The following is a 22,672-nucleotide window of genomic DNA, read 5'->3' on the forward strand; positions in this document are numbered from 1 at the left end:
GCGCCGGGGGGCGGCACGCTCACGCGGGGCGGGCGGGGGCGAGGACCCGGTGTGGTCGCCGTGCAGTCGCAGTGCTGTCCGTGCGGTCACCGGGTCCGCCTCCTGGGGCGTCAGCGGTCGTCGAGTTCCTCGTCGAGGAGGGCGAAGAGTTCGTCGACGCTCGCCGAGGCGACATCGCCGTCGTCGGTCTCTCCCCTGGCGGTGTCGGCCACGGTGTCGAAGTACGTCAGGAGTTTCCGCAGCCGTACGGCGACCTCGTCGCGTGAGGCGTCGTCGAAGCGCCCCGCGGTCACCGCGGCCTCCAACCGCTCCAGCTCCGCGGCCATCATCGGCTCGGGTGCGGGTTCGTCCAGCGCGAGTTGCTCCCCGATGTGCCCGGCGAGCAGCACCGGCGAGGGGTAGTCGAAGACCAGCGTGGCCGAGAGCCGGATGCCGAGGACGCCGCCGATGCGATTGCGCAGCTCCACCGCGGCCAGCGAGTCCACGCCCGCTTCGAGGAAGCCTCGGCCGGGGTCGACCATGCCGGCGCCGGAGTGGCCCAGTACGGCCGCGGTGTGCTCGCAGACGAAGTCCAGCAGTTCCTGCTCCCGTTCGGCGTCGGTCAGTCCGGCGAGCTTGTCGAGGAGGGTCGAGCGGGAGCCGCCTGTGCTGCTGCCGCCGGTTTCGGCCTTGCGGCGGTTCGGTACGCGGACCAGATCGCGGAGCAGTGCGGGCACTCCCCCGGTGGCGATGGCCTGCTGCCGCAGCGCGGCGAGGTCCAGCCGGACCGGCGCCAGCCAGGCATCGCCGCCGGTCACACCGGCGTCAAGCAGCGGCAGTGCCTCGCCGACGGAGATCGGCAGCACGCCCGAACGGCTCATCCGGGCCACGTCCGCCTCACCCAACTGCCCCGTCATACCGCCGGCCTGGTCCCACAGGCCCCACGAGAGCGAGGTCGCCACCAGGCCATCGGCCCGACGCCTCGCCGCGAGCGCATCGAGGAAGGCATTCGCCGCGGCGTAATTGCCCTGACCCGCACCACCGAAGACACTCGCCGCGGAAGAGAACAGCACGAACACCGACAGGTCCAGCTCCGCGGCCAGCTCGTGCAGATGCCAGGCCGCGTCCGCCTTCGGCGCCAGGACCGTCTCCAACCGCTCAGGAGTGAGCGAACCCACCACGCCGTCGTCCAGGACACCAGCCGCATGGACCACACCCGCCAGCCGGTGCACGGCAGGAATACCAGCCAGTACGGCAGCCAGCGCGTCCCGGTCCGCCACGTCACAGGCCACCGGAGCAGCCGAAGCACCCAACTCACCCAGTTCCGCGACCAGTTCCGTCATACCGGGAGCCTCCGCGCCACGACGGCTCGCGAGAACCAGGTGCCGTACGCCCCACTCACGGACCACATGCCGGGCGACCACACCACCCAACGCACCCGACGCACCCGTGATCAACAACGTGCCCTCGGGATCCCACACCGGCACCCCATCAATGGCTTCGGCCCGCATCAGACGCGGCACGAACACCCGGCCATCCCGCACCGCGAGCTGCGGCTCATCACCGATCCCGACCACCCGGGACACCGCATCCAGGTCATCCACATCCACCAGCACGACCCGGCCCGGCTGCTCCGACTGCGCCGTACGCACCAGACCCCACAACGCCGCCGCACCCAGATCAAAGACACCCTCACCGGCATCCACCGCGACGGCCTGGCGGGTCATAATCACGAGCCGCGAGTCGGCGAACCTCTCGTCCGCCAGCCAGGACTGGATCAACTCCAGTCCCTCAGCCGTCACTCCACGCACCCCGGCCGTGACGGGCACCTCACGATCGGCGGCGAAATGCGCCACCACCAGACGCGGCACCGATCGGCCGGCGGAGACCGCCGAGCCGAGCGCGGCCAGGTCGGGCAGGACCTCGCACCCCTCCCCCTGCGCCCAGCCAGCACCCCGGTCGAGGGCCACCCACTCCCCCGCACCCGCCTGATCCGGCACGGCCACCTGCCGCCACCCCACCCGGAACAACGACTGCCGCGCACCCGCTCCCGCAGCGATCGTGTCCGCAGACACAGGCCGCAGCACCAAGGACTCAACTGCGGCCACCGGCCGCCCGGAGCCGTCCGCGACCACCAGCGCAACCTCGTTCGCCCCGACGCCGACCCCGGACACCCGCACCCGCAACGCATCCGCACCCGACGCATACAGGTGCACGCCGTTCCAGGAGAACGGCAGTACCCCCGCCCCACCGTCACTCACGAACTCCCCGAACCCGATCGCGTGCAACGCCGCATCCAGCAGCGCCGGATGAAGACCGAACTCCCCCGCGCCGTCGCGATGGGTGTCGTCCAGCGCGACCTCGGCGAACACCTCCGAGCCGCGCCGCCACACCGCTCGCAGCCCCTGGAACACCGGCCCGTAACCGAAGCCGCCGTCCACCAGCCGGTCGTACAGCCCGTCGATGTCCACAGCCGTCGCACCCTGCGGAGGCCACACGGCGAGTTCGCCGGTCTCGGCCGGCACAGTCGCGGCCCCGGAGGCCAGCACACCGGTGGCGTGCCGGGTCCAGGGCTCGTCGACTCCTGTCTCCGGCCGGGAGTGCACCGTCACCGGACGGCCACCTTGCTCGTCCGCAGCGCCGACGACCACCTGGACCTGCACACCACCACGCTCCGGAAGCACCAACGGCACCTCCAGCGTCAGCTCCTCGACACAGTCCGCGCCCACCTGCTCCCCGGCCCGCAACGCAAGCTCCACGAACGCCGTCCCGGGGAACAGCACAGCACCCTGCACCTGGTGATCCGCCAGCCACGGATGCGTCGCCAGCGACAACCGCCCGGTCAGCAACACCCCGTCGCCATCCGCCAGGGCCACCGCCGCGCCGAGCAACGGATGCTCCGCCGAGCCCAGGCCCAGTCCGGTGGCGTCGCGTCCCGGCCGCGCGGACGTGTCCAGCCAGTACCGCTGATGTTCGAAGGCGTAGGTCGGCAGGTCCGCCCGACGCGGGCCGTACGGGGCGTAGTACGCGGCCCAGTCCACCGGCACACCGCGCACATGCGCCGCACCCACGGCCGCCACCACGCTCTCGGCCTCATCGCGCCCGGCCCGCACCGTGGACACAAACTCCGTGCCCCGCGCCTCCTCCCCGACCAGGCAGTCCTGCCCCAGCGCGGACAACGCCCCGTCCGGACCGACCTCCACGAACGTGCTCACGCCTTCGCTCCGCAGACACCGCACCGCGTCGTAGAAGCGCACCGCCTCACGCACATGCCGCGTCCAGTACTCCGCCGACCGCAACTCCGCACCCGCCACCTCACCCGACACCGCGGAGACCACCGCAATGCGAGGCTCGTGATAAGTCACCGTCTCGGCCACCCGGCGGAACTCGTCGAGCATCGGCTCCATGCGCGGCGAGTGGAACGCATGCGACACCGTCAAACGCTTCGTCTTACGGCCCCGCCCGCGCACGATCTCCTGGACACGCAGCACCACGTCCTCGTCACCGGCGATCACCACGGACTCCGGCCCATTCACCGCCGCGATATCCACCGCACCCGAAGGCTCACCCTCGACAAGTCGCCGTGCCTCGGCCTCCGTGACCTGCACCGCCACCATCGCCCCACCGGCCGGCAACGCCTGCATCAACCGGCCCCGCGCCACCACCAACGCACACGCATCCGACAGCGACAGCACCCCCGCCACATACGCCGCCGCAAGCTCACCGATCGAATGCCCGGCCACCACATCGGGCACCACACCCCACGACTCCAACAGCCGGAACAACGCCACCTCGAACGCGAACAACGCCGGCTGCGTGAACTCCGTACGATCCACAAGCGAGGCCTGTTCCGAACCCTCCTCCGCGAACACCACCTCACCCAACGGCCGCCCCAGCCGCCCATCCAACTCCGCGACCACCTCGTCCCACGCCTCACCGAAGACAGGGAACATCTCCCGAAGCCGGCCACCCATACCCAACCGCTGCGACCCCTGCCCCGCGAACACGAACCCCGTACGCCCCCCGGCCAACCCAGCACCGACCCGCACCCGGGAATCCCCACGCCCCTCAGCCAGCGCCTCCAGTGCCTCCAGCAACTCGCCCTGGTCCTCGCCCAGTACGACGGCCCGGTGCTCGAACCGAGAGCGGGCTGTCGCGAGGCTGTACCCGACATCGGCCGGACGCCACTCCCGACCCGTCATCAGATGCGTGTGCAAGCGCCTGGCCTGCTCCCGTACGGCATCCGCGCTGCGGGCGGACACCACCCATGGCACCGGGACCGCGTCGGGAACGAGGGCCGCGCCGGACTCTGCCTCGGCCACCGGGTCGGCAGCTTGTTCGAGGATGACGTGCGCGTTCGTGCCGCTGACGCCGAAGCTGGAGACCGCGGCGCGGCGAACGTGATCGGTGGCGGGCCAGGGGCGGCTCTCGGTGAGCAGTTCCACCGCTCCCGTCGACCAGTTCACCTCCGGCGTGGGCTCGTCCACGTGCAGCGTGGCCGGCAGCGTGCCGTGCCGCATGGCCATGACTGACTTGATGATCCCGGCGACACCGGCGGCGGCCTGCGTATGCCCGAGGTTCGACTTCACCGAGCCCAGCCACAACGGCCGGTCCTCCGCCCGGTCCTGGCCGTAGGTGGCCAGGAGTGCCTGCGCCTCGATCGGGTCACCCAGCTTCGTCCCCGTACCGTGCGCCTCCACCACATCCACCTCGGACGCGGACAGACGGGCGTTCGCCAACGCCTGCCGGATCACCCGCTGCTGGGCGGGACCGTTCGGCGCCGTCAGCCCGTTCGACGCGCCGTCCTGGTTGACCGCGCTGCCACGTACGACGGCCAGGATCGGGTGGCCGTTGCGCTCGGCGTCCGACAGGCGCTCCAGCAGGAGCATGCCCGCGCCCTCGCCCCAGCCGGTGCCGTCCGCCGAGGCCGAGAACGCCTTGCACCGGCCGTCGGGAGCGAGCCCCCGCTGCCGGCTGAACTCCACGAAGGCGCCCGGAGTCGCCATCACCGTGGCGCCACCGGCCAACGCCAGCGAGCACTCGCCCTGTCGCAGCGCCTGCGCGGCCAGGTGCAGGGCGACCAGCGACGCGGAGCACGCCGTGTCCACGGTCATGGCCGGCCCCTCCAGACCGAACGTGTAGGCCAGCCGCCCGGAGATGACGCTGCCGGCGTTGCCGATGCCGAGGTATCCCTCGAACTCGGCTGCCGCGCCCGAGGCGAGTGTCGCGTAGTCCTGGCCGTTGGTGCCGGTGAAGACGCCGGTGGCGCTGCCGCGCAGCGCGGCCGGGTCGATGCCGGCCCGTTCGAACGCCTCCCACGCCGTCTCCAGCAGCAGCCGCTGCTGCGGATCCATCGCCGTGGCCTCACGCGGCCCGATGTCGAAGAAAGCGGGGTCGAAGTCGGCCGCGCCGTCGAGAAACGCGCCATAGCGGGTGCTGCTCGTGCCGGAACGTTCCCCGTCGGGGTCGAAGAGGGTGTCGATGTCCCAGCCTCGGTCGGCCGGGAAGGACGAGATCGTGTCCCGGCCCCCGGCCACCAGGTCCCACAGCTCCTCGGGACTCTGGACACCACCGGGGAAACGGCAGCTCATCCCGATGATCGCGACCGGCTCGTCCACGGCCGCCACCACCAACGGACCGCCGACCGCAGCCGACGACGACGTACCCAGCACCTCAGAGCCGACGTATTCGGCCAGTGCCTCGGGCGTCGGGTAGTCGAAGACCAACGTGGTGGGCAGGGCCAGGCCGGTGGCCGCATTGAGACGGTTCCGCAGCTCCACCGCCGTCAGCGAGTCGAAGCCGATCTCCTTGAACGCCCGCGCCGGATCGATCGTCTGCACCGAGGCATGGCCGAGCACACTCGCCACCTGGCCACGGATCAGGTCCAGCAGGGCCGTCTGCTGTTCCGCCGCGGGCAGCTCGGCCAGCCGACTCGCCCAGGACGACTGCTCGCCCTCCGCCGGGCCATGGGCCGCCGCCGTCGGCAGCTGGGCCTGAGGCAGGGCGGACAGCAGCGGGCTGGGACGGGCCGCGGTGAACGCCGGGGCGAAGCGCTGCCAGTCCACGTCCGCGACCATCACGGCCGGTCGGCCGGCGGTCACGGCTCGAGCCATGGCGTTCAGCGCCGCCTCGGCTGCCATCGCGGGCCAGCCGTCGCGGTCCAGTCGTCCGGCGACGACGTCCTGGTCGGCCATGCCGCCGTCGGCCCACCGGCCCCACGCGAGCGAGACGGCGGGCAGTCCGAGGGCGTGCCGGAGCTCGGCCAGCGCGTCCAAGTAGGCGTTGGCGGCCGCGTAGTTGGCCTGTCCGGCGCTGCCCAGCACACCGGAGGCGGAGGAGAACAGCACGAAGGCGTCCAGGTCCACCTCTCGTGTGGCCAGGTCCAGATGGTGGGCGGCCTGCGCCTTTGCCGCCAGGACCTCGGCGCACCGCTCGACGGACAGGGAGGCCAGTACGCCGTCGTCGAGAACGCCGGCCGCATGGACGACCGCGGTCAGGTCGCCCTCGTCGGCCAGCCCGGCCACCAGGGCGGTCACAGCCTCCTGGTCACGCAGGTCGCAGGCGACCAGCCGGACACGTACGCCGGCCTCGGTCAGCTCGTCGTGCAGTGCCTGCGCTCCAGGGGCCTCGGGGCCGCGGCGACTGACCAGGACCACCCGTTCGGCTCCCCGGGCGGCCAGCCAACGGGCCACATGCCCACCGACGGCACCGGTACCGCCGGTCACCAGGACCGTGCCCGACGGCGTCCACGCCACCGAGTCACCGGCGGGTGCGGCGTCCTGGACCAGGCGCCGGGCCAGGACACCGGCCGTACGCAGCGCGATCTGGTCCTCGCCGCCGGGCCGGTGACCGGCGGCCAGGGCCCGGACGAGCCGCCGTACGGTACGGGAATCGACCTGCTCGGGGAGATCGAGCAGCCCGCCCCAGCGGTCCGGGTGCTCCAGGGCCGCGACCCGGCCGAGGCCCCACACCTGGGCCTGCACCGGTTCGTCCGGCCCACTTGTCGCTCCCGCCGAGACCGCGCCCCGCGTCAGACACCACAGCGGGGCGGTCACTCCCGCGTCACCCAGTGCCTGGACGGCGGACAGGGTCAGTGCCAGCCCACGCGAAACGGTCGGGTGGTGCGGATCCGTGCCCTCGGCCAGCGCCAGGAGTGACACCACTCCGCCGACCTGACCGGGGGCGAGGCCGTCGAGCCGACCGGTGATCTGCTCGGCCAGGGCATCGCGGGCCCGGTCGGAGTCGGGGTGGCCGAGGTCCACGGTGACGACCTCGGCACCGTGCTCGGCCATGGCCTCGGCGAGGGAACGGACGAGGGACCCCGCCGCCTCGGACCCGGCCGGGGCGAGCAACAGCCAGGTGCCGCCGAACGACGCCACGCCTGGCTCGGGCAGCGCGTTCCAGGTCACCCGGTAGCGCCAGGAGTCGGCCAACGAGACCTGCCCAGCCTGTCGACGCCACGACGACAGCACGGGCAGCACATCCGCCAGCCGCGCCTCCCCGTCCACACCCTCACCGGTGCCGAGCGAGGAGAGATCGCCCTGCTCCACGGCCTCCCAGAAGGCCGCGTCCACCTCGTCCTGGCCCCCGGCCTCGGTCCGCCGTACGGCCGTACCGGCCAGCTCTTCCAGCCAGTAGCGGGAGCGTTGGAAGGCATACGTCGGCAACTCGACGCGTGCGGCAGGCCACCCCGCGAAGTACGCCGTCCAGTCCACCGGGTAACCGTCCGCGAACAGCTCACCCACCGCCGACACCAACGCGACCGGCTCGGCCCGGTTGCCCCGCACCGCCGCCACCACACTCCCAGCACCACCCTCAGCAAGGCACTCCCGGACCAGCGCGCTCAGCACACCCCCGGGCCCGACCTCCACGAAACGGCCGACACCCACACCCGCCATAGCCCCCACAGCATCCGCGAAACGCACCGCCTCCCGCGCATGCCGGACCCAGTACCCCACCGAGCACAACTCGTCAGCAGACACAACCGCGCCCGTCAGACCGGACACCACCGTCAACTCCGGCACGGCAAAGGACAACCCCGCCACCACCCGACCGAAGTCCTCCAGCATCGGATCCATCAAAGGCGAGTGGAACGCGTGCGACACCTTCAGCCGACGCGCACGACGCCCCAACCCGGCAAAGTGCGCGGCAACCTCCTCCACCACAGCCACGCCACCGGAGACGACCACCGAACGCGGACCATTGACCGCACCGATCCCGACCTCACCCTCACGACCCGCCAAAAGCGCGGTGACCTCCTCCTCCGAGGCCTCCACCGCCACCATCGCCCCACCCGAAGGCAACCCCTGCATCAAACGACCACGCGCCGCCACCAACGCACACGCGTCCGCCAGCGACAACACCCCGGCCACATGCACAGCCGCGATCTCACCCACCGAGTGACCGGCTACGACCTCACCGGCCACACCCCACGACTCCAGCAGCCGGTACAACGCCACCTCGAACGCGAACAACGCCGGCTGCGTGAACCCCGTCTCATCCAGCGACCCACCGGCGACATCGAACATCACCTCACGCAGAGAACCGGCCCAGCCCTCCGACGGCGGCAACGCCCCCATCACCTCATCGAGAACCCCGCACACCTCATCGAAAGCCTCCGCGAACACCGGAAACGCGACATACAACTCCCGCCCCATACCAGCCCGCTGAGACCCCTGACCCGAAAAGACCAGCCCCAACCGACCACCGCCGTCGGTGTCGGCGCGCCGTACCGTTCCCGCAGCCGACGGGTCCGTGCTCAGCGACCGCAACGTCTCGACCAGTTCGGCCCGGTCGCCGCCGACCACCACCGTCCGGTACTCGAAGAAGGTGCGCGTCGTGGCGAGCGCCTGGGCGACGTCCGCCGGGCTCGCCTGCTCACCGGCGGGTGACGCGGCCCAGGCGGCCAGTTGCCCGGCCTGTGCCTGGAGCGCCCGCACCGACCGCGCCGACACCACCCACGGCACCACCGACGCGGCGGATTCCCCATCGACGGGCAGGTCCTGCTGCGGCGGCTCCCCGGACTCGGCCGGAGCCTGCTCCAGGATGACGTGCGCGTTCGTACCGCTGATACCGAACGAGGACACACCGGCGCGGCGCGGGTGGCCGTTCTCGGGCCAGGCGCGTGCCTCGGTGAGGAGTTCCACCGCGCCCGCCGACCAGTCGACGTGCGAGGACGGCCGGTCCACATGCAGGGTCGCCGGCACCGTGCCACGCCCCATCGCCAGCACGGTCTTGATCACACTCGCGACACCGGCGGCGGCCTGGGTGTGCCCGATGTTCGACTTCACCGACCCCAGCCACAACGGCTGGCCTTCCACCCGCTCCTGGCCGTACGTGGCCAGCAGCGCCTGCGCCTCGATCGGGTCACCCAGCGCCGTGCCCGTACCGTGCGCCTCCACCACATCCACCTCGGACGGCGTCAGACGGGCGTTCGCCAGCGCCTGCCGGATCACCCGCTGCTGGGCGGGACCGTTCGGCGCCGTAAGCCCGTTCGACGCACCGTCCTGGTTGATCGCGCTGCCCCGCACGACCGCGAGCACCGGGTGCCCGAGCCGCCGTGCGTCCGACAGCCTCTCCAACAGCACCAGCCCCACGCCCTCGGCGAGGGTCATCCCGTCCGCGCGATCCGCGAACGCCTTGCAGCGGGCGTCCCGTGCCAGCCCTCGCTGGCGGCTGAACCCGACGAAGGCCCGGGGGTTCGCCATGTAGGCGACACCGCCGGCCAGAGCGAGGTCGGACTCGCCCTGCCGCAGGGACTGCACGGCCAGGTGCAGTGCCACCAGCGACGACGAGCACGCCGTGTCCACGGTGACCGCCGGTCCCTCCAGGCCGAAGGTGTACGACAGCCGGCCCGAGAGCACGCTCGGCGCGCTGCCGATCAGTTCGTGCCCTTCGGAGACCCCGGAGCTCTGCTGCGACCCCGACCCCGAGCCCAGTCCGTAGTCCTGGTAGTTGCTTCCGACAAAGACGCCGGTGGCACTGCCGCGCAGCGCAGCCGGGTCGATACCCGCCCGTTCGAACGCCTCCCAGGACGTCTCCAGCAGCAGCCGCTGCTGCGGGTCCATGGCGGACGCCTCACGCGGTGAGATCCCGAAGAACTCGGCGTCGAACTCGGCCGCGTCGTGCAGGAAGCCGCCTTCCCGGACGTAGGTGTGTCCCGCGCGGTCCGGGTCGGGGTCGTACAGGGCGTCCAGGTCCCAGCCGCGGTCCGTGGGGAAGCCCGAGATGGCGTCGCCCTCGGCGGCCATCAGCTCCCACAGCTCCTCGGGCGAGGCGACCCCGCCCGGGTAGCGGCAGCCCATCGCCACGATCGCGATCGGGTCGTCCGCCTCGACGGCTGCGACCGCGCTGGAAGAGGCCCGGTCGACGATCGGCTTATCACCCGCGATCCGTTGCAGGAGGTACTCGGTCGTGGCCTGCGGTGTCGGATGGTCGAAGACCAGTGTGGCGGGCAGGGCGAGGCCGGTGGCGTCCCGCAGCCGGTTGCGGAACTCCACGGAGGTGAGGGAGTCGAAGCCGAGGTCTCGGTAGGGGCGTACGGCTCCGAGCGCGTCCGTCGTCGTGTGCCCGAGCACGGCCGCGGCCTCGGTGAGCACCAGGTCCTGGAGGGCCTGGGCACGTTCGTCCTCGGGGAGGGCGTTCAGGCGGCGGACCAGCTCCGAGTCGGTGCCGTGGGCCGTGGCGGAGGCCGTTTCCCGGTCGTCGGCGGCCGTCTCCGTGAAGTCGGCGAGCAGCGGGCTCGGGCGGGCCGAGGTGAACACCTGGGTGAAGCGGTCCCAGTCCACGTCGGCGACGGCCACGTAGGTGTCGCGTTCGTCCAGCGCCTGCTGCAGTGCCGTGATCGCGAGGTCGGGGGCGATGACGGGGATGCCGCGCCGGGCCAACAGCTTGTTCAGCGAGACCATGCCGTCGCCGTCCCAGGGGCCCCAGCCCACCGAGGACACCGGGAGTCCCTGTGCCCGGTATTGGAGGGCCATGGCGTCCAGGTAGGCGTTGGCGGCCGCGTACGCGCCGTGGTCCGCGACTCCCCAGGCCGCGGCGATGGAGGAGAAGAGGACGAAGGTGTCGAGGTTGTCGAGGTCGAGGAGTTCGAGGAGGTGCCGGGCGCCGGCTGCCTTGCCGGACAGGACGTCGGCCAGTTCGGCGAGGTCCGTCTGTGCGAGCGGGGTCAGCCGGGCGACGCCCGCGGTGTGCACCACCGTACGGACAGGGGTGCCGTCGGCTTCGAGCCGCGCCAGCAGGGCGGCGACCTGGTCGCGGTCGGCGATGTCGCAGGCGGCCACCGTCACGGGGACGCCGAGCTTGGTGCGGAGGTCGTCGGCGCCCGGCGCGGCCTCGCCCGACCTGCTGACCAGGACGAGGTGTTCGGCGCCCTGAGCGGCGAGGCGGCGTGCGACATGCGCGCCGAGGGCGCCGGTGCCGCCGGTGATGAGCACGGTGCCCCGCGGGGTCCACCGCTGCCGTTCGCCGGCTTCCGTGGCGGCCGCTCGTGCCAGTCGGCGGCCGTACAGCCCCGAGGGGCGGATCGCCACCTGGTCCTCGCCCCTGGTGTCGGCCAGCACCGCCCCCAGCCGTCGCGCGGCCTGCTCGTCCGGCGCCTCGGGAAGGTCCACGAGGCCTCCCCAGCGTTCGGAGTGCTCCAGGGCGGCGACCCGGCCCATGCCCCAGATGTGGGCCTGCACCGGGTGGCTGGGTGCCTCGTCGTCGCCGGTCGACACCGCGCCGGACGTCACGGACCACAGGGGCGCGTCGATTCCGGCGTCGCCGAGCGCCTGGACGAGGTGCAGGGTCAGCGCGAGTCCGGTGGGCACCTCGGGGTGCTGCGGGAACCCTTGCTCGGCGAGGGCGAGGAAGGAGAGGACCCCGGCGACTGGGCCGGTGTCGGCGCCGGTGTCGGAGAGTCGCTCGGCGAGCGCCGTCCGGTCCTCGCCGGCCTCGTCGACCCGCACCTCCACGACGTCGGCGCCGCGTTCGGCCAGCGCCCGGGCCGAGGCGGTGACCCGCTCGTCGGCCTCGTACCCCTCGGGGATCACGACCAGCCAGGTGCCGGTCAGGGTCGCCGGGGCCGGTGCGTCGTCGATCCGGCGCCACTCGACGCGGTAGCGCCAGGCGTCGACGGTGGACCGGTCGAGCCGCTTCCTGCGCCATGACGACAGCACAGGCAGCGCGGGCAGCACGGTGTCGAGGGACGCGGTGTCGTCCGGCGTGCCGAGGTCCAGGACGCCGGCCAGCGCGTCGAGGTCCTCGCGTTCGACCGCCTCCCAGAAGGCCGCGTCCACGGGGTCGACGGCCGGGGCATCGGCCCGGTGCTCCGGGGCGGTGTCCTGGAGCCAGTAGCGCTTGCGCTGGAAGGCGTACGTCGGCAGCTCCACGCGGTGTCCGGCACCGTCCGTGAACAGGGCGTGCCAGTCGACGCCGACCGCGTGCGTGTGTGCCTCGGCGAGGGAGCGCAGGAAGCGGTCGGGGCCGCCGTCGTCGCGGCGCAGCGAGCCGAGGATCACGGCGTCGCCGCCCGCCGCCTCTACGGTGTCCTGCATACCGACGGCGAGCACCGGATGCGGGCTCGACTCGACGAAGACGCCGAATCCCTGCTCGACCAGGGCCTCGGTCGCGCGGTGGAGTTCCACGGTCTGGCGCAGGTTGCGGTACCAGTAGCCGGCGTCGAGGCCGGTGGTGTCGTACCAGTCGCCCGTCACGGTGGAGAAGAACGGGACGGAGCCCGCGCGCGGTGTGATCGGGGCGAGGGCGTCGAAGAGTTCGGCCTCGATGGCCTCGACGTGGGCGGAGTGCGACGCGTAGTCCACCTGGATCTTCTTGGCGCGGATCTGCTCCCCCTGGAGTTCCGCGCAGAGACCGTCGACGGCCTGGACGTCGCCGGAGAGGACGACCGTCTCGGGGCCGTTGACGGCGGCGACGGACAACCGGTCCTGCCAGCGCGCCAGATGGGGGCGCAGCCCCTCGCGGGAGAGCGGGACCGACAGCATGCCGCCCTGGCCCGCGATGGCGACGATCGCCTTGCTGCGCAGGGCCACGACGCGGGCCGCGTCCTGGAGTGTGAGAGCGCCCGCGACGCAGGCGGCGGCGATCTCGCCCTGGCTGTGGCCGAGTACGGCGTCGGGCTCCACCCCGTACGAGCGCCACAGCTCGGCCAGCGAGACCATGACGGCCCACAGGACGGGCTGGACCACGTCGACGCGGTCGAGCGGTGGGGCGTCGGGCGCCTCGCTCAGTACGTCCGTCAGGGACCAGTCGACAAACTCCGCGAGGGCGTCCTCGCAGGCGCGCAGCCGGGCGGCGAACGCCGGGAAGGCCGCGGCGAGTTCCTGAGCCATGCCGGGCCACTGGGAGCCCTGGCCGGGGAAGACGAAGGCGACCCGGTCCCCGCTGTGCGGCGCGCCCCGGACGAGGCCGGGTGCGGAGCGGCCCTCGGCCAGTGCGGCGAGGCCGGCGAGGAGTTCGTCCCGGTCGGCGGCGACCACCGCCGCGCGGTGGTCCAGGGAGGAACGGGTCAGGGACAGCGAGTACGCCACGTCCGCGGCGTGCGTCTCCGGCTGGTCGGCGAGGTGGGTGAGCAGCCGCTCGGCCTGGGCGCGCAGCGCGTCGGGCGTGGCGCCGGACACGAGCCACGGGAGCGCGGCCGGGGGCTCAGGGGCGGTCCGCTCCTGAGCCGGTGCCGACTGAGCCTCTTCGATGATGACGTGGGCGTTGGTGCCGCCGACGCCGAAGGCCGACACACCTGCCCGGCGGGGCCGGTCCGCGTCCGGCCAGGGCCGGGCCTCGGTCAGCAGCTCCACCGCTCCGGCCGACCAGTCGACCTCGGCGGTCGGCTGCTCCACGTGCAGGGTCTGCGGCGCCACACCGTGCCGCATCGCCAGCACCATCTTGATCACGCCGGCGACACCGGCGGCGGCCTGGGTGTGCCCGATGTTCGACTTCAACGCGCCGAGCAGCAGCGGCCGTTCGGCGGGCCGGTCCTGGCCGTAGGTGGCGAGCAGGGCCTGTGCCTCGATGGGGTCGCCGAGCTTGGTGCCGGTGCCGTGCGCCTCGACGACGTCGACCTCGGCGGGCGTCAGGGAGGCACTGGCGAGCGCCTGCCGGATGACCCGCTGCTGGGAACGCCCGTTGGGTGCCGTGAGGCCGTTGCTGGCGCCGTCCTGGTTGATGGCGCTGCCCCGGACGACCGCGAGGACCTCATGGCCGTTGCGCCGCGCGTCGGACAGCCGCTCCACGAGGAGCATGCCCACGCCCTCGGCCCAGCCGGTGCCGTCGGCCGAGTCGGAGAACGCCTTGCAGCGGCCGTCGGCGGCGAGGCCCCGCTGCCGGCTGAACTCGATGAACGTGCCGGGGTTCGACATGACGGTGACACCGCCCGCCAGCGCGAGCGAGCACTCGCCCCGGCTCAGCGACTGCACGGCCAGGTGCAGGGCCACCAGCGAGGCCGAGCAGCCCGTGTCGACGGTGACGGCCGGTCCCTCCAGGCCGAAGGTGTACGCCACCCGGCCGGAGGCCACGCTGCCCGCGGCGCCGGTCAGGGCGTAGCCGCCGAGTTCGTCGCTCGTCTCGTGGAGGCGGGGCACGTAGTCCTGGCCGGTGCAGCCGACGAAGACGCCGACGCTGTCGCCGCGCAGCTGGGTCGGGTCGATTCCGGCGCGTTCGAAGGCCTCCCAGGAGGTCTCCAGGAGCAGCCGCTGCTGCGGGTCCATCGCGGTCGCCTCGCGCGGTGAGATCCCGAAGAATTCCGCGTCGAACTCGCCGACGCCGTCGAGGAATCCGCCCTGCCGTGTGTACGTCCTGCCGGGCACGCCCGGTACGGGGTCGTAGATGCCGTCGATGTCCCAGCCGCGGTCGGCCGGCATGCCGGAGATCACGTCACGCCGGTCGGCGACCAACCGCCACAGCGCTTCCGGTGAGCCCACTCCGCCGGGGAAACGGCAGCTCATGGCAACGATCGCGATCGGGTCCTCGGTCACCTCGGGTGCCGTCGCGGGCATCTCGGGCCCGGCTTCCGCGCGCGGTGTGCCGAGGAGTTCGCCCGCCAGGTGTTCGGCCAGCGCGGACGGGGTCGGATGGTCGAAGAGGGTCGTGGCGGACAGCCGTAGCCCGGTGGCCTCGTTGAGGCCGCTGCGGAGTTCCAGCGTCATCAGCGAGTTGAAGCCGAGGTCCTTGAAGGGCCGGTCGGCGCGGATCGTGTCGGGCGTGGCGTGTCCGAGCACGTCGGCGACCCGGCCGCGTACGAGGTCGAGCAGGACGCGGCGGCCCTCCGCCGCGGACGACGCCTTCGCGAGGCGGGCGGCCACGGGGGATGAGTTCTCCCGGGCCGTCGGCGCGGGGCCGACGAGGCGCGCCGCCTCGGGCAGGTCGGCCAGCAGGGGGCTGCGGCGGGCGGTGGTGAACACCTCGGCGAACCGTGTCCAGTCCACGTCGACCACGGTCAGGGCGGTCTCACCGTCGGTGAGCGCGCGGTCGAGGGCGTCGATCGCGCGGTCGGGGTCCATGGCCGTCAGGCCGCTGCGGCGCAGCGCGTCCATGTCGATGACGGCCGCGTCGGCGGACATGCCTCCGCCGTCCCAGGGGCCCCAGGCGACGGCCGTGGCGGCCAGGCCGTCGGCGGCCCGCTGGGCGGCCAGCGCGTCGAGGTAGGCGTTGGCGGCGCCGTACGCGCCCTGCCCGCCGCTGCCCCAGACCCCGGCCGCCGAGGAGAACAGCACGAAGGCGTCGAGGTCGGCGCCGAGGGCGTCGGCCAGGTGTGTGGCTCCGGCGACCTTGGCGTCGAAGGACACGGCGAGGTCGTCCGGCGTGGTGTCGGCGAGCGGCTTGGTCACGCCGACACCGGCCGTGTGCACCACGGCTCGGATGGGATCGCCCTGCTCCGCGCACCGGTCGACCAGCTCGGCCACGGCACTCCGGTCGGAGACGTCGCAGGCGACCGGCGTGACCCGGGCGCCCAGCCCGGTGAGTTCGTCCCGCAGCCGGTCCGCACCCGGCGCGTCCGCCCCTTGTCGACTGGCGACCACCACGTGCTCGGCGCCGCTGTCCACGAGCCAGCGGGCGACCCTGGCACCGAGCGCTCCGGTGCCGCCGGTCACGAGCACGGTTCCGCCGGCCTGCCAGCTGTGGTCGATACGGGTCGGCGCCGAGTTCCCGCGTACGAGCCGACGGCCGAACACGCCCGCCGCCCGGACCGCGACCTGGTCCTCGTCGCCGTCCGCGGCGAGTACGCCCACCAACCGGTCCAGGACACGGCCGGTCAGAGTCGCGGGCAGGTCCAGCAGTCCGCCCCAGCGTTCGGGGTGTTCGACGGCGGCGGCCCGGCCGAGGCCCCACACCAGCGCCTGGACGGGGCTGTCCAACCGGTCCGATGCGCCCACGGACACCGCGCCCCGGGTCAGGCACCACAGCGGGGCGCTCACGTCGGCGTCGCCGAGGGCCTGGACCAGGGTGAGTGTCGACGCCAGGCCGGACGGCACCGAGGGGCGCATCGCGTCGGCGTCCTCGCTCAGGGCCAGCAGCGACACCACTCCGCGCACGCCACCGACGTCCGTGGCCAGGGCCGCGAGCAGCTCGGCGAGGTCCGCACGGTCCGCGCCCGCCTCGACGACGATCCGCTCGACCGTCGCGCCCGCCGTGACCAGCGCCCCCGTGACCGCGTCGACGCGCGCGTCGGGCTCGTCGGTGTCCGGCACCACGAGCAGCCAGGTCCCGGAGAGCCGGGCGGCGGTCGGCTCGGGCAGCGGCTTGAAGACCACCCGGTAGCGGGTCGAGTCGGTCTCGGACACGCTCGCGGCCGGGGACGCGGCCGGCGCCACGGCCGGGGCCTGGGGGCGCTCCAGCCAGTAGCGGTGGCGCTGGAAGGGGTAGGTGGGGAGGTCCGTGCGGGTGGCGCCGGTACCGGCGAACACCGTGTCCCAGTCGACGCGACCGCCGTGGGTGTGCACCTGGGCGAGGGAGCTGAGGAAGCGGTCGGGGCCGCCCTTCTGGCGGCGCAGGGAGCCGGTGACGACACCGGTCCGGTCGAGTACGTCCAGGGTCTCCTGCACACCGATCGTCAGCACCGGATGCGGGCTGGCCTCGATGAACACACCGCATCCGGAATCGGCCAGCGCGCGCACGGCCTCCTCGAACCGGACGGTCTGCCTCAGATTGCGGTACCAGTACTCGGCGTCCATCGGGGTGGTGTCGTCCAGCCACTCGCCGGTCACCGTGGAGAACACCGGGACGGTCGCCGGACGCGGGGTCAACCCGTCCAGGGCGTGCAGCAGTTCGTCACGGATACGGGCCACCTGCGGGCTGTGCGAGGCGTAGTCCACCGGGATCCGCCGGGCGCGGACGTCCTGGGCGGCGAGCGCCTCCATCAGCTCGTCCATGGCCGCGGAGTCACCGGACACCACGGTCGAGCCCGGACCGTTCACCGCGGCGATGCCGATCTGCCCGGCGTCGGCCCACGGCCTGATCCACTCGGCCGTGTCGGCCTCCGGGAGCGGTACGGACACCATCTGGCCCGCACCGGCCAGCGCGGTGATCGCCCGCGAGCGCAGAGACACGACCTGGGCGGCCTCGTCGAGCGTCAGCGCTCCGGCGACGCAGGCCGCCGCGATCTCGCCCTGGGAGTGGCCCACGACCGCGTCCGGCTGGACACCGTGGGACCGCCACAGCGCCGCCAGAGCCACCATGACCGCCCACAGCGCGGGCTGTACGACGTCCACGCGCTCCAGCGACGGGGCGCCGTCCTCCTGCGCCAGCACCTCGTGCAGCGTGTGGCCGTCCCAGTCCACGTACGCGGCCAGCGCCCGGCCGCAGTCCTCCAGTACGGCCGCGAACACCGGGGAGTGCGCGGCCAGTTCCAGGCCCATGCCGGGCCACTGCGAGCCCTGGCCGGGGAAGACGAACACGACCTTCCCGGCGCCGTCCGCCGAGGCCCGCCCGGTCGCCAGGTTCGCGGCCGTCTCCCCCGAGGCCAGCGCCTCAAGCCCGGCGAGCAGTTCCGCCCGCTCCCGTCCGACGACCACCGCGCGGTGTTCGAAGGACGAGCGGGTCGCGGCGAGCGAGTGGCCGACGTCCGCCGGACGTACGTACGGGTCGCCGGTGACCCGGGCGACCAGCCGTACCGCCTGCTCGCGCAGCGCGCCGACGTCCCGGGCGGACAGCGGCCAGGCGACGACGGCGTCGGAGACGATGGCGTCGGGGGCCGCATCCAGAGCAGCGGGTTCGGTGGCCTGTTCGAGGATGACGTGGGCGTTGGTGCCGCTGACGCCGAAGCTGGAGACGGCGGCACGACGCGGCCGTTCGGTGTCCGGCCAGGGCTGTGCCTCGGTGAGGAGTTCCACGGCACCGGTCGACCAGTCCACGTGCGAGGACGGCCGGTCGACGTGCAATGTGGCGGGCATCGTGCCGTGCCGCATCGCCATCACCGTCTTGATGAGGCCCGCGACACCGGCGGCGGCCTGGGTGTGCCCGATGTTCGACTTGACCGACCCCAGCCACAGCGGCCGGTCGCCGGACCGACCCTGCCCGTAGGTGGCCAGCAGTGCCTGGGCCTCGATCGGGTCGCCCAGCCTCGTGCCGGTGCCGTGCGCCTCCATCAGGTCCACGTCGGCGGGCGCCAGCCGCGCGTCGGCCAGCGCCTGCCGGATCACCCGCTGCTGCGAGGGACCGTTGGGCGCGGTCAGGCCGTTGCTGGCGCCGTCCTGGTTGACGGCGCTGCCCCGCACCACCGCCAGCACGGGGTGGCCGTTGCGCCGGGCGTCGGACAGCCGCTCCAGCAGCACCAGCCCGACGCCCTCGGCCCAGCCGGTGCCGTCGGCGGCCTCGGCGAACGCCTTGCAGCGGCCGTCCGCCGCGAGCCCGCCCTGGCGGGAGAACTCGGCGAACATGCCCGGCGTGGCCATCAGCGTCACACCGCCGGCCAGGGCCAGCGTGGTCTCCCCCTGCCGCAGGGACCGGCACGCCAGATGCAGGGACACCAGCGACGACGAGCACGCCGTGTCCACGGTCACCGCGGGGCCCTCCAGCCCGAGGAAGTAGGAGATCCGGCCGGAGGCCACACTGACCGTGCCGCCGGTCAGCAGATGCCCTTCGAGCCCGTCAGCGGGCTCGCCGAGCTTCGGGGTGTAGTCCTGCGCGGTGGCGCCGACGAACACGCCGGTACGGCTGCCCCGTAGGGAAACCGGGTCGATGCCCGCGCGCTCGAACGCCTCCCAGGAGGTCTCCAGCAGCAGCCGCTGCTGCGGATCCATCGCCAGGGCCTCGCGTGGCGAGATCCCGAAGAACTCCGCGTCGAAGTGATGACCGTCGTAGAGGAAGCCACCGGCGGGCGGGAACAGCCCCGCGTCGGCGTTCCAGCCACGGTCCGACGGGAACACGGACACCGCGTCGACACGGTCACGGACCAGCTCCCACAGGTCCTCGGGCGTCCGTACGCCACCGGGGAACCGGCAGCTCATCGCCACGACGGCGATCGGTTCGTCCTCGACGGCCCGTGCCGCCACGACCTCGACGGCGGCGGCCTCGTCCCCCGTCAGCCGCGCCCGGACGAACTCCGCCGTCTCGGCGGGTGACGGGTGGTCGTAGAGAAGCGTCGTGGCGAGCGACAGCCCGGTGGCCGCGCACAGCCGGTCACGCAGCTCCACGGACATGAGGGAGTCGAACCCCAAGTCCTTGAAGGAACGCGTCATTTCCACGTCGGCGGCAGCGGTGAGACCGAGCACGTGAGCGGTCAACTGCCGTACGGTCTCGACGGGATCCGGGTGGTCCGAGTCCGGTGTCACCGGTTCGCGGGGAACGGCAGGCGGGGTCGTGGAGACGGCGAGTTCGGGAACGTTCTCCAGCCAGTGGCGGGAGCGTTGGAAGGCATACGTCGGCAACTCGACGCGTGCGGCAGGCCACCCCGCGAAGTACGCCGTCCAGTCCACCGGGTAACCGTCCGCGAACAGCTCACCCACCGCCGACAGCAACGCGACCGGCTCGGCCCGGTTGCCCCGCACCGCCGCCACCACACTCCCAGCGCCACCCTCAGCAAGGCACTCCCGGACCAGCGCGCTCAGCACACCCCCGGGCCCGACCTCCACGAAACGGCCGACACCCACACCCGCCATAGCCCCCACAGCATCCGCGAAACGCACCGCCTCCCGCGCATGCCGGACCCAGTACCCCACCGAGCACAACTCGTCAGCAGACACAACCGCGCCCGTCAGACCGGACACCACCGTCAACTCCGGCACGGCAAAGGACAACCCCGCCACCACCCGACCGAAGTCCTCCAGCATCGGATCCATCAAAGGCGAGTGGAACGCGTGCGACACCTTCAGCCGACGCGCACGACGCCCCAACCCGGCAAAGTGCGCGGCAACCTCCTCCACCACAGCCACGCCACCGGAGACGACCACCGAACGCGGACCATTGACCGCACCGATCCCGACCTCACCCTCACGACCCGCCAAAAGCGCGGTGACCTCCTCCTCCGAGGCCTCCACCGCCACCATCGCCCCACCCGAAGGCAACCCCTGCATCAAACGACCACGCGCCGCCACCAACGCACACGCGTCCGCCAGCGACAACACCCCGGCCACATGCACAGCCGCGATCTCACCCACCGAGTGACCGGCTACGACCTCACCGGCCACACCCCACGACTCCAGCAGCCGGTACAACGCCACCTCGAACGCGAACAACGCCGGCTGCGTGAACCCCGTCTCATCCAGCAGGTCGGAAGAGACCTCGAACATCACCTCACGCAGAGAACCGGCCCAGCCCTCCGACGGCGGCAACGCCCCCATCACCTCATCGAGAACCCCGCACACCTCATCGAAAGCCTCCGCGAACACCGGAAACGCGACATACAACTCCCGCCCCATACCAGCCCGCTGAGACCCCTGACCCGAAAAGACCAGCCCCAACCGACCACCGCCATCAACGGCACCCGCGGCGGTCACCGGGCTGCCCGAGGCGAGAGCCCGCAGGCTTGCCACCAGCTCGTCCCGGTCACTGCCGCTCACCACGGCCCGGTATTCGAAGTGCGTCCGGCTGGTCGCCAGGGACCAGCCGATGTCGACCGGCGACGCCTCCCGCCCAGCGGGCGAGTCGGCCCAGGCGGCCAGTCGCCCGGCCTGGTCCCGCAGGGCCTGCGGCGAGCGGGCGGAGACCACCCAGGGAAGCAGAGCCGGGCCGGAGTCGGGACCGGTAGCCCCCGCCTCGGACGTCGTCTCGCCGTCCTCGGGGACCGGCGCTGCCGACACCACGACGTGGCAGTTGGTGCCGCCCATGCCGAACGACGAGACACCGGCCACGAGCGTGCGGCCGCCCCCGGACGGGGTCGCCCACGGCGCGGACTCCTGCTGGACCCGGAGGTTGAGCGCGTCGAGCGGGATGTCCGGGTTGGGGGTGCTGAAGTTGAGGCTCGGAACCAGTCGGCGGCGCCGGAGTTGCAGCAGGGCCTTGATCAGGCCGGCGATTCCGGCGGCGCCCTCCAGGTGGCCGATGTTGGTCTTGATCGAGCCCACCGGCAGCGGGGTGTCGCGCCCGGTGCCGAGTACCGCACCGAGGGCGGCCGCCTCGATCGGGTCACCCACCTTGGTGCCGGTGCCGTGCAGTTCGACGTATCCGACCTCGGTCGGGGTGACGCCCGCGCGCCGGTAGACGCGGGTCAGGAGCGACTCCTGGGCCCGTCGGCTGGGCGTGGTGAGGGTGTCCGACGGGCCGTCGTTGTTGACGGCGCTGGCGAGGATCACCCCGTGGACGAGGTCGCCGTCGGCCAGTGCCCGGCGCAGGGTTTTGAGGACGACCAGGCCGCCGCCCTCCCCGCGGACGAAGCCGTTGGCCCTGGCGTCAAAGGTGAAGCACTGTCCGTCCGGGGAGAGACCGCCGAAGGCGGCCGTCTCCCGTGCGCTCTCGGCGGCGATGTTGAGGTTGACGCCGCCGGCGAGGGCGATGTCCGATTCGCCGCGGCGCAGGCTCTCGCAGGCGAGGTGCACGGCGACGAGGGATGAGGACTGTCCGGTGTCCACGACCATGCTGGGACCGTGGGCACCCAGGGCATAGGAGATGCGGTTGGCGATCAGGCTGCGGTGCAGTCCGGTCATGGCGTGGTGGTCGACGGCTCGCCCTTCCCGCCGCCGGTACAGGGTCGCGTAGTCGTCGCGGGCCGCTCCGACGAAGACGCCGAGTCCGGTGTCGCGCAAAGTGGCCGGGACGAGCCCCGCCCCTTCGAGCGCCTCCCAGCTCAGTTCGAGTACGAGCCGCTGCTGCGGGTCCATGGCGGCGGCTTCCCTGGGGGAGATGCCGAAGAAACCCGCGTCGAAGGTGTCGACCCGGTCGAGGAAGCCGCCCCAGCGGGCGCCCGCGGCCTCGCCGTCGGCTGACTCCTCCTCCGTGGACGGCGGGGTCTCCCGGTCCGCCGGCACGCGTGTGACCGCGGATGCCCCGTCGTCGAGCAGCTGCCAGAGTTCCTGCGGGCCCGAAGCCTTCGGAAGGCGGCAGGACAGGCCGATCACGGCTATCGGTTCGTCGCTCGCCGTTTCGAACTCGCTGTTCTGGGACCTACCCATCAAGCACACCCCACGGTTCACCGGAATGTGATTCACGTGTGTTGTCGGGCATGACGAACGAGGGTTCGTGGCCGGCCCGTCGACACAGCGGCGAATCAATCACTGACAGAGGAATGGGAAAAACGCCGACCGGGCAGCAGAAAGCAGCGCCG

At 72.7% G+C, this 22,672-nt stretch carries 1 protein-coding gene; it reads right to left on the reverse strand.

Going from position 1 to position 22,672, the window contains the following annotated elements:
* Positions 1-110: 110 nt before the first annotated feature.
* Complete coding sequence (locus tag SGFS_RS02600; protein WP_286247280.1) at positions 111-22,520, reverse strand: type I polyketide synthase; 22,410 nt, start codon at positions 22,518-22,520, stop codon at positions 111-113.
* Positions 22,521-22,672 lie beyond the last annotated feature (152 nt).

Source organism: Streptomyces graminofaciens (assembly GCF_030294945.1).
GTDB lineage: Bacteria > Actinomycetota > Actinomycetes > Streptomycetales > Streptomycetaceae > Streptomyces > Streptomyces graminofaciens.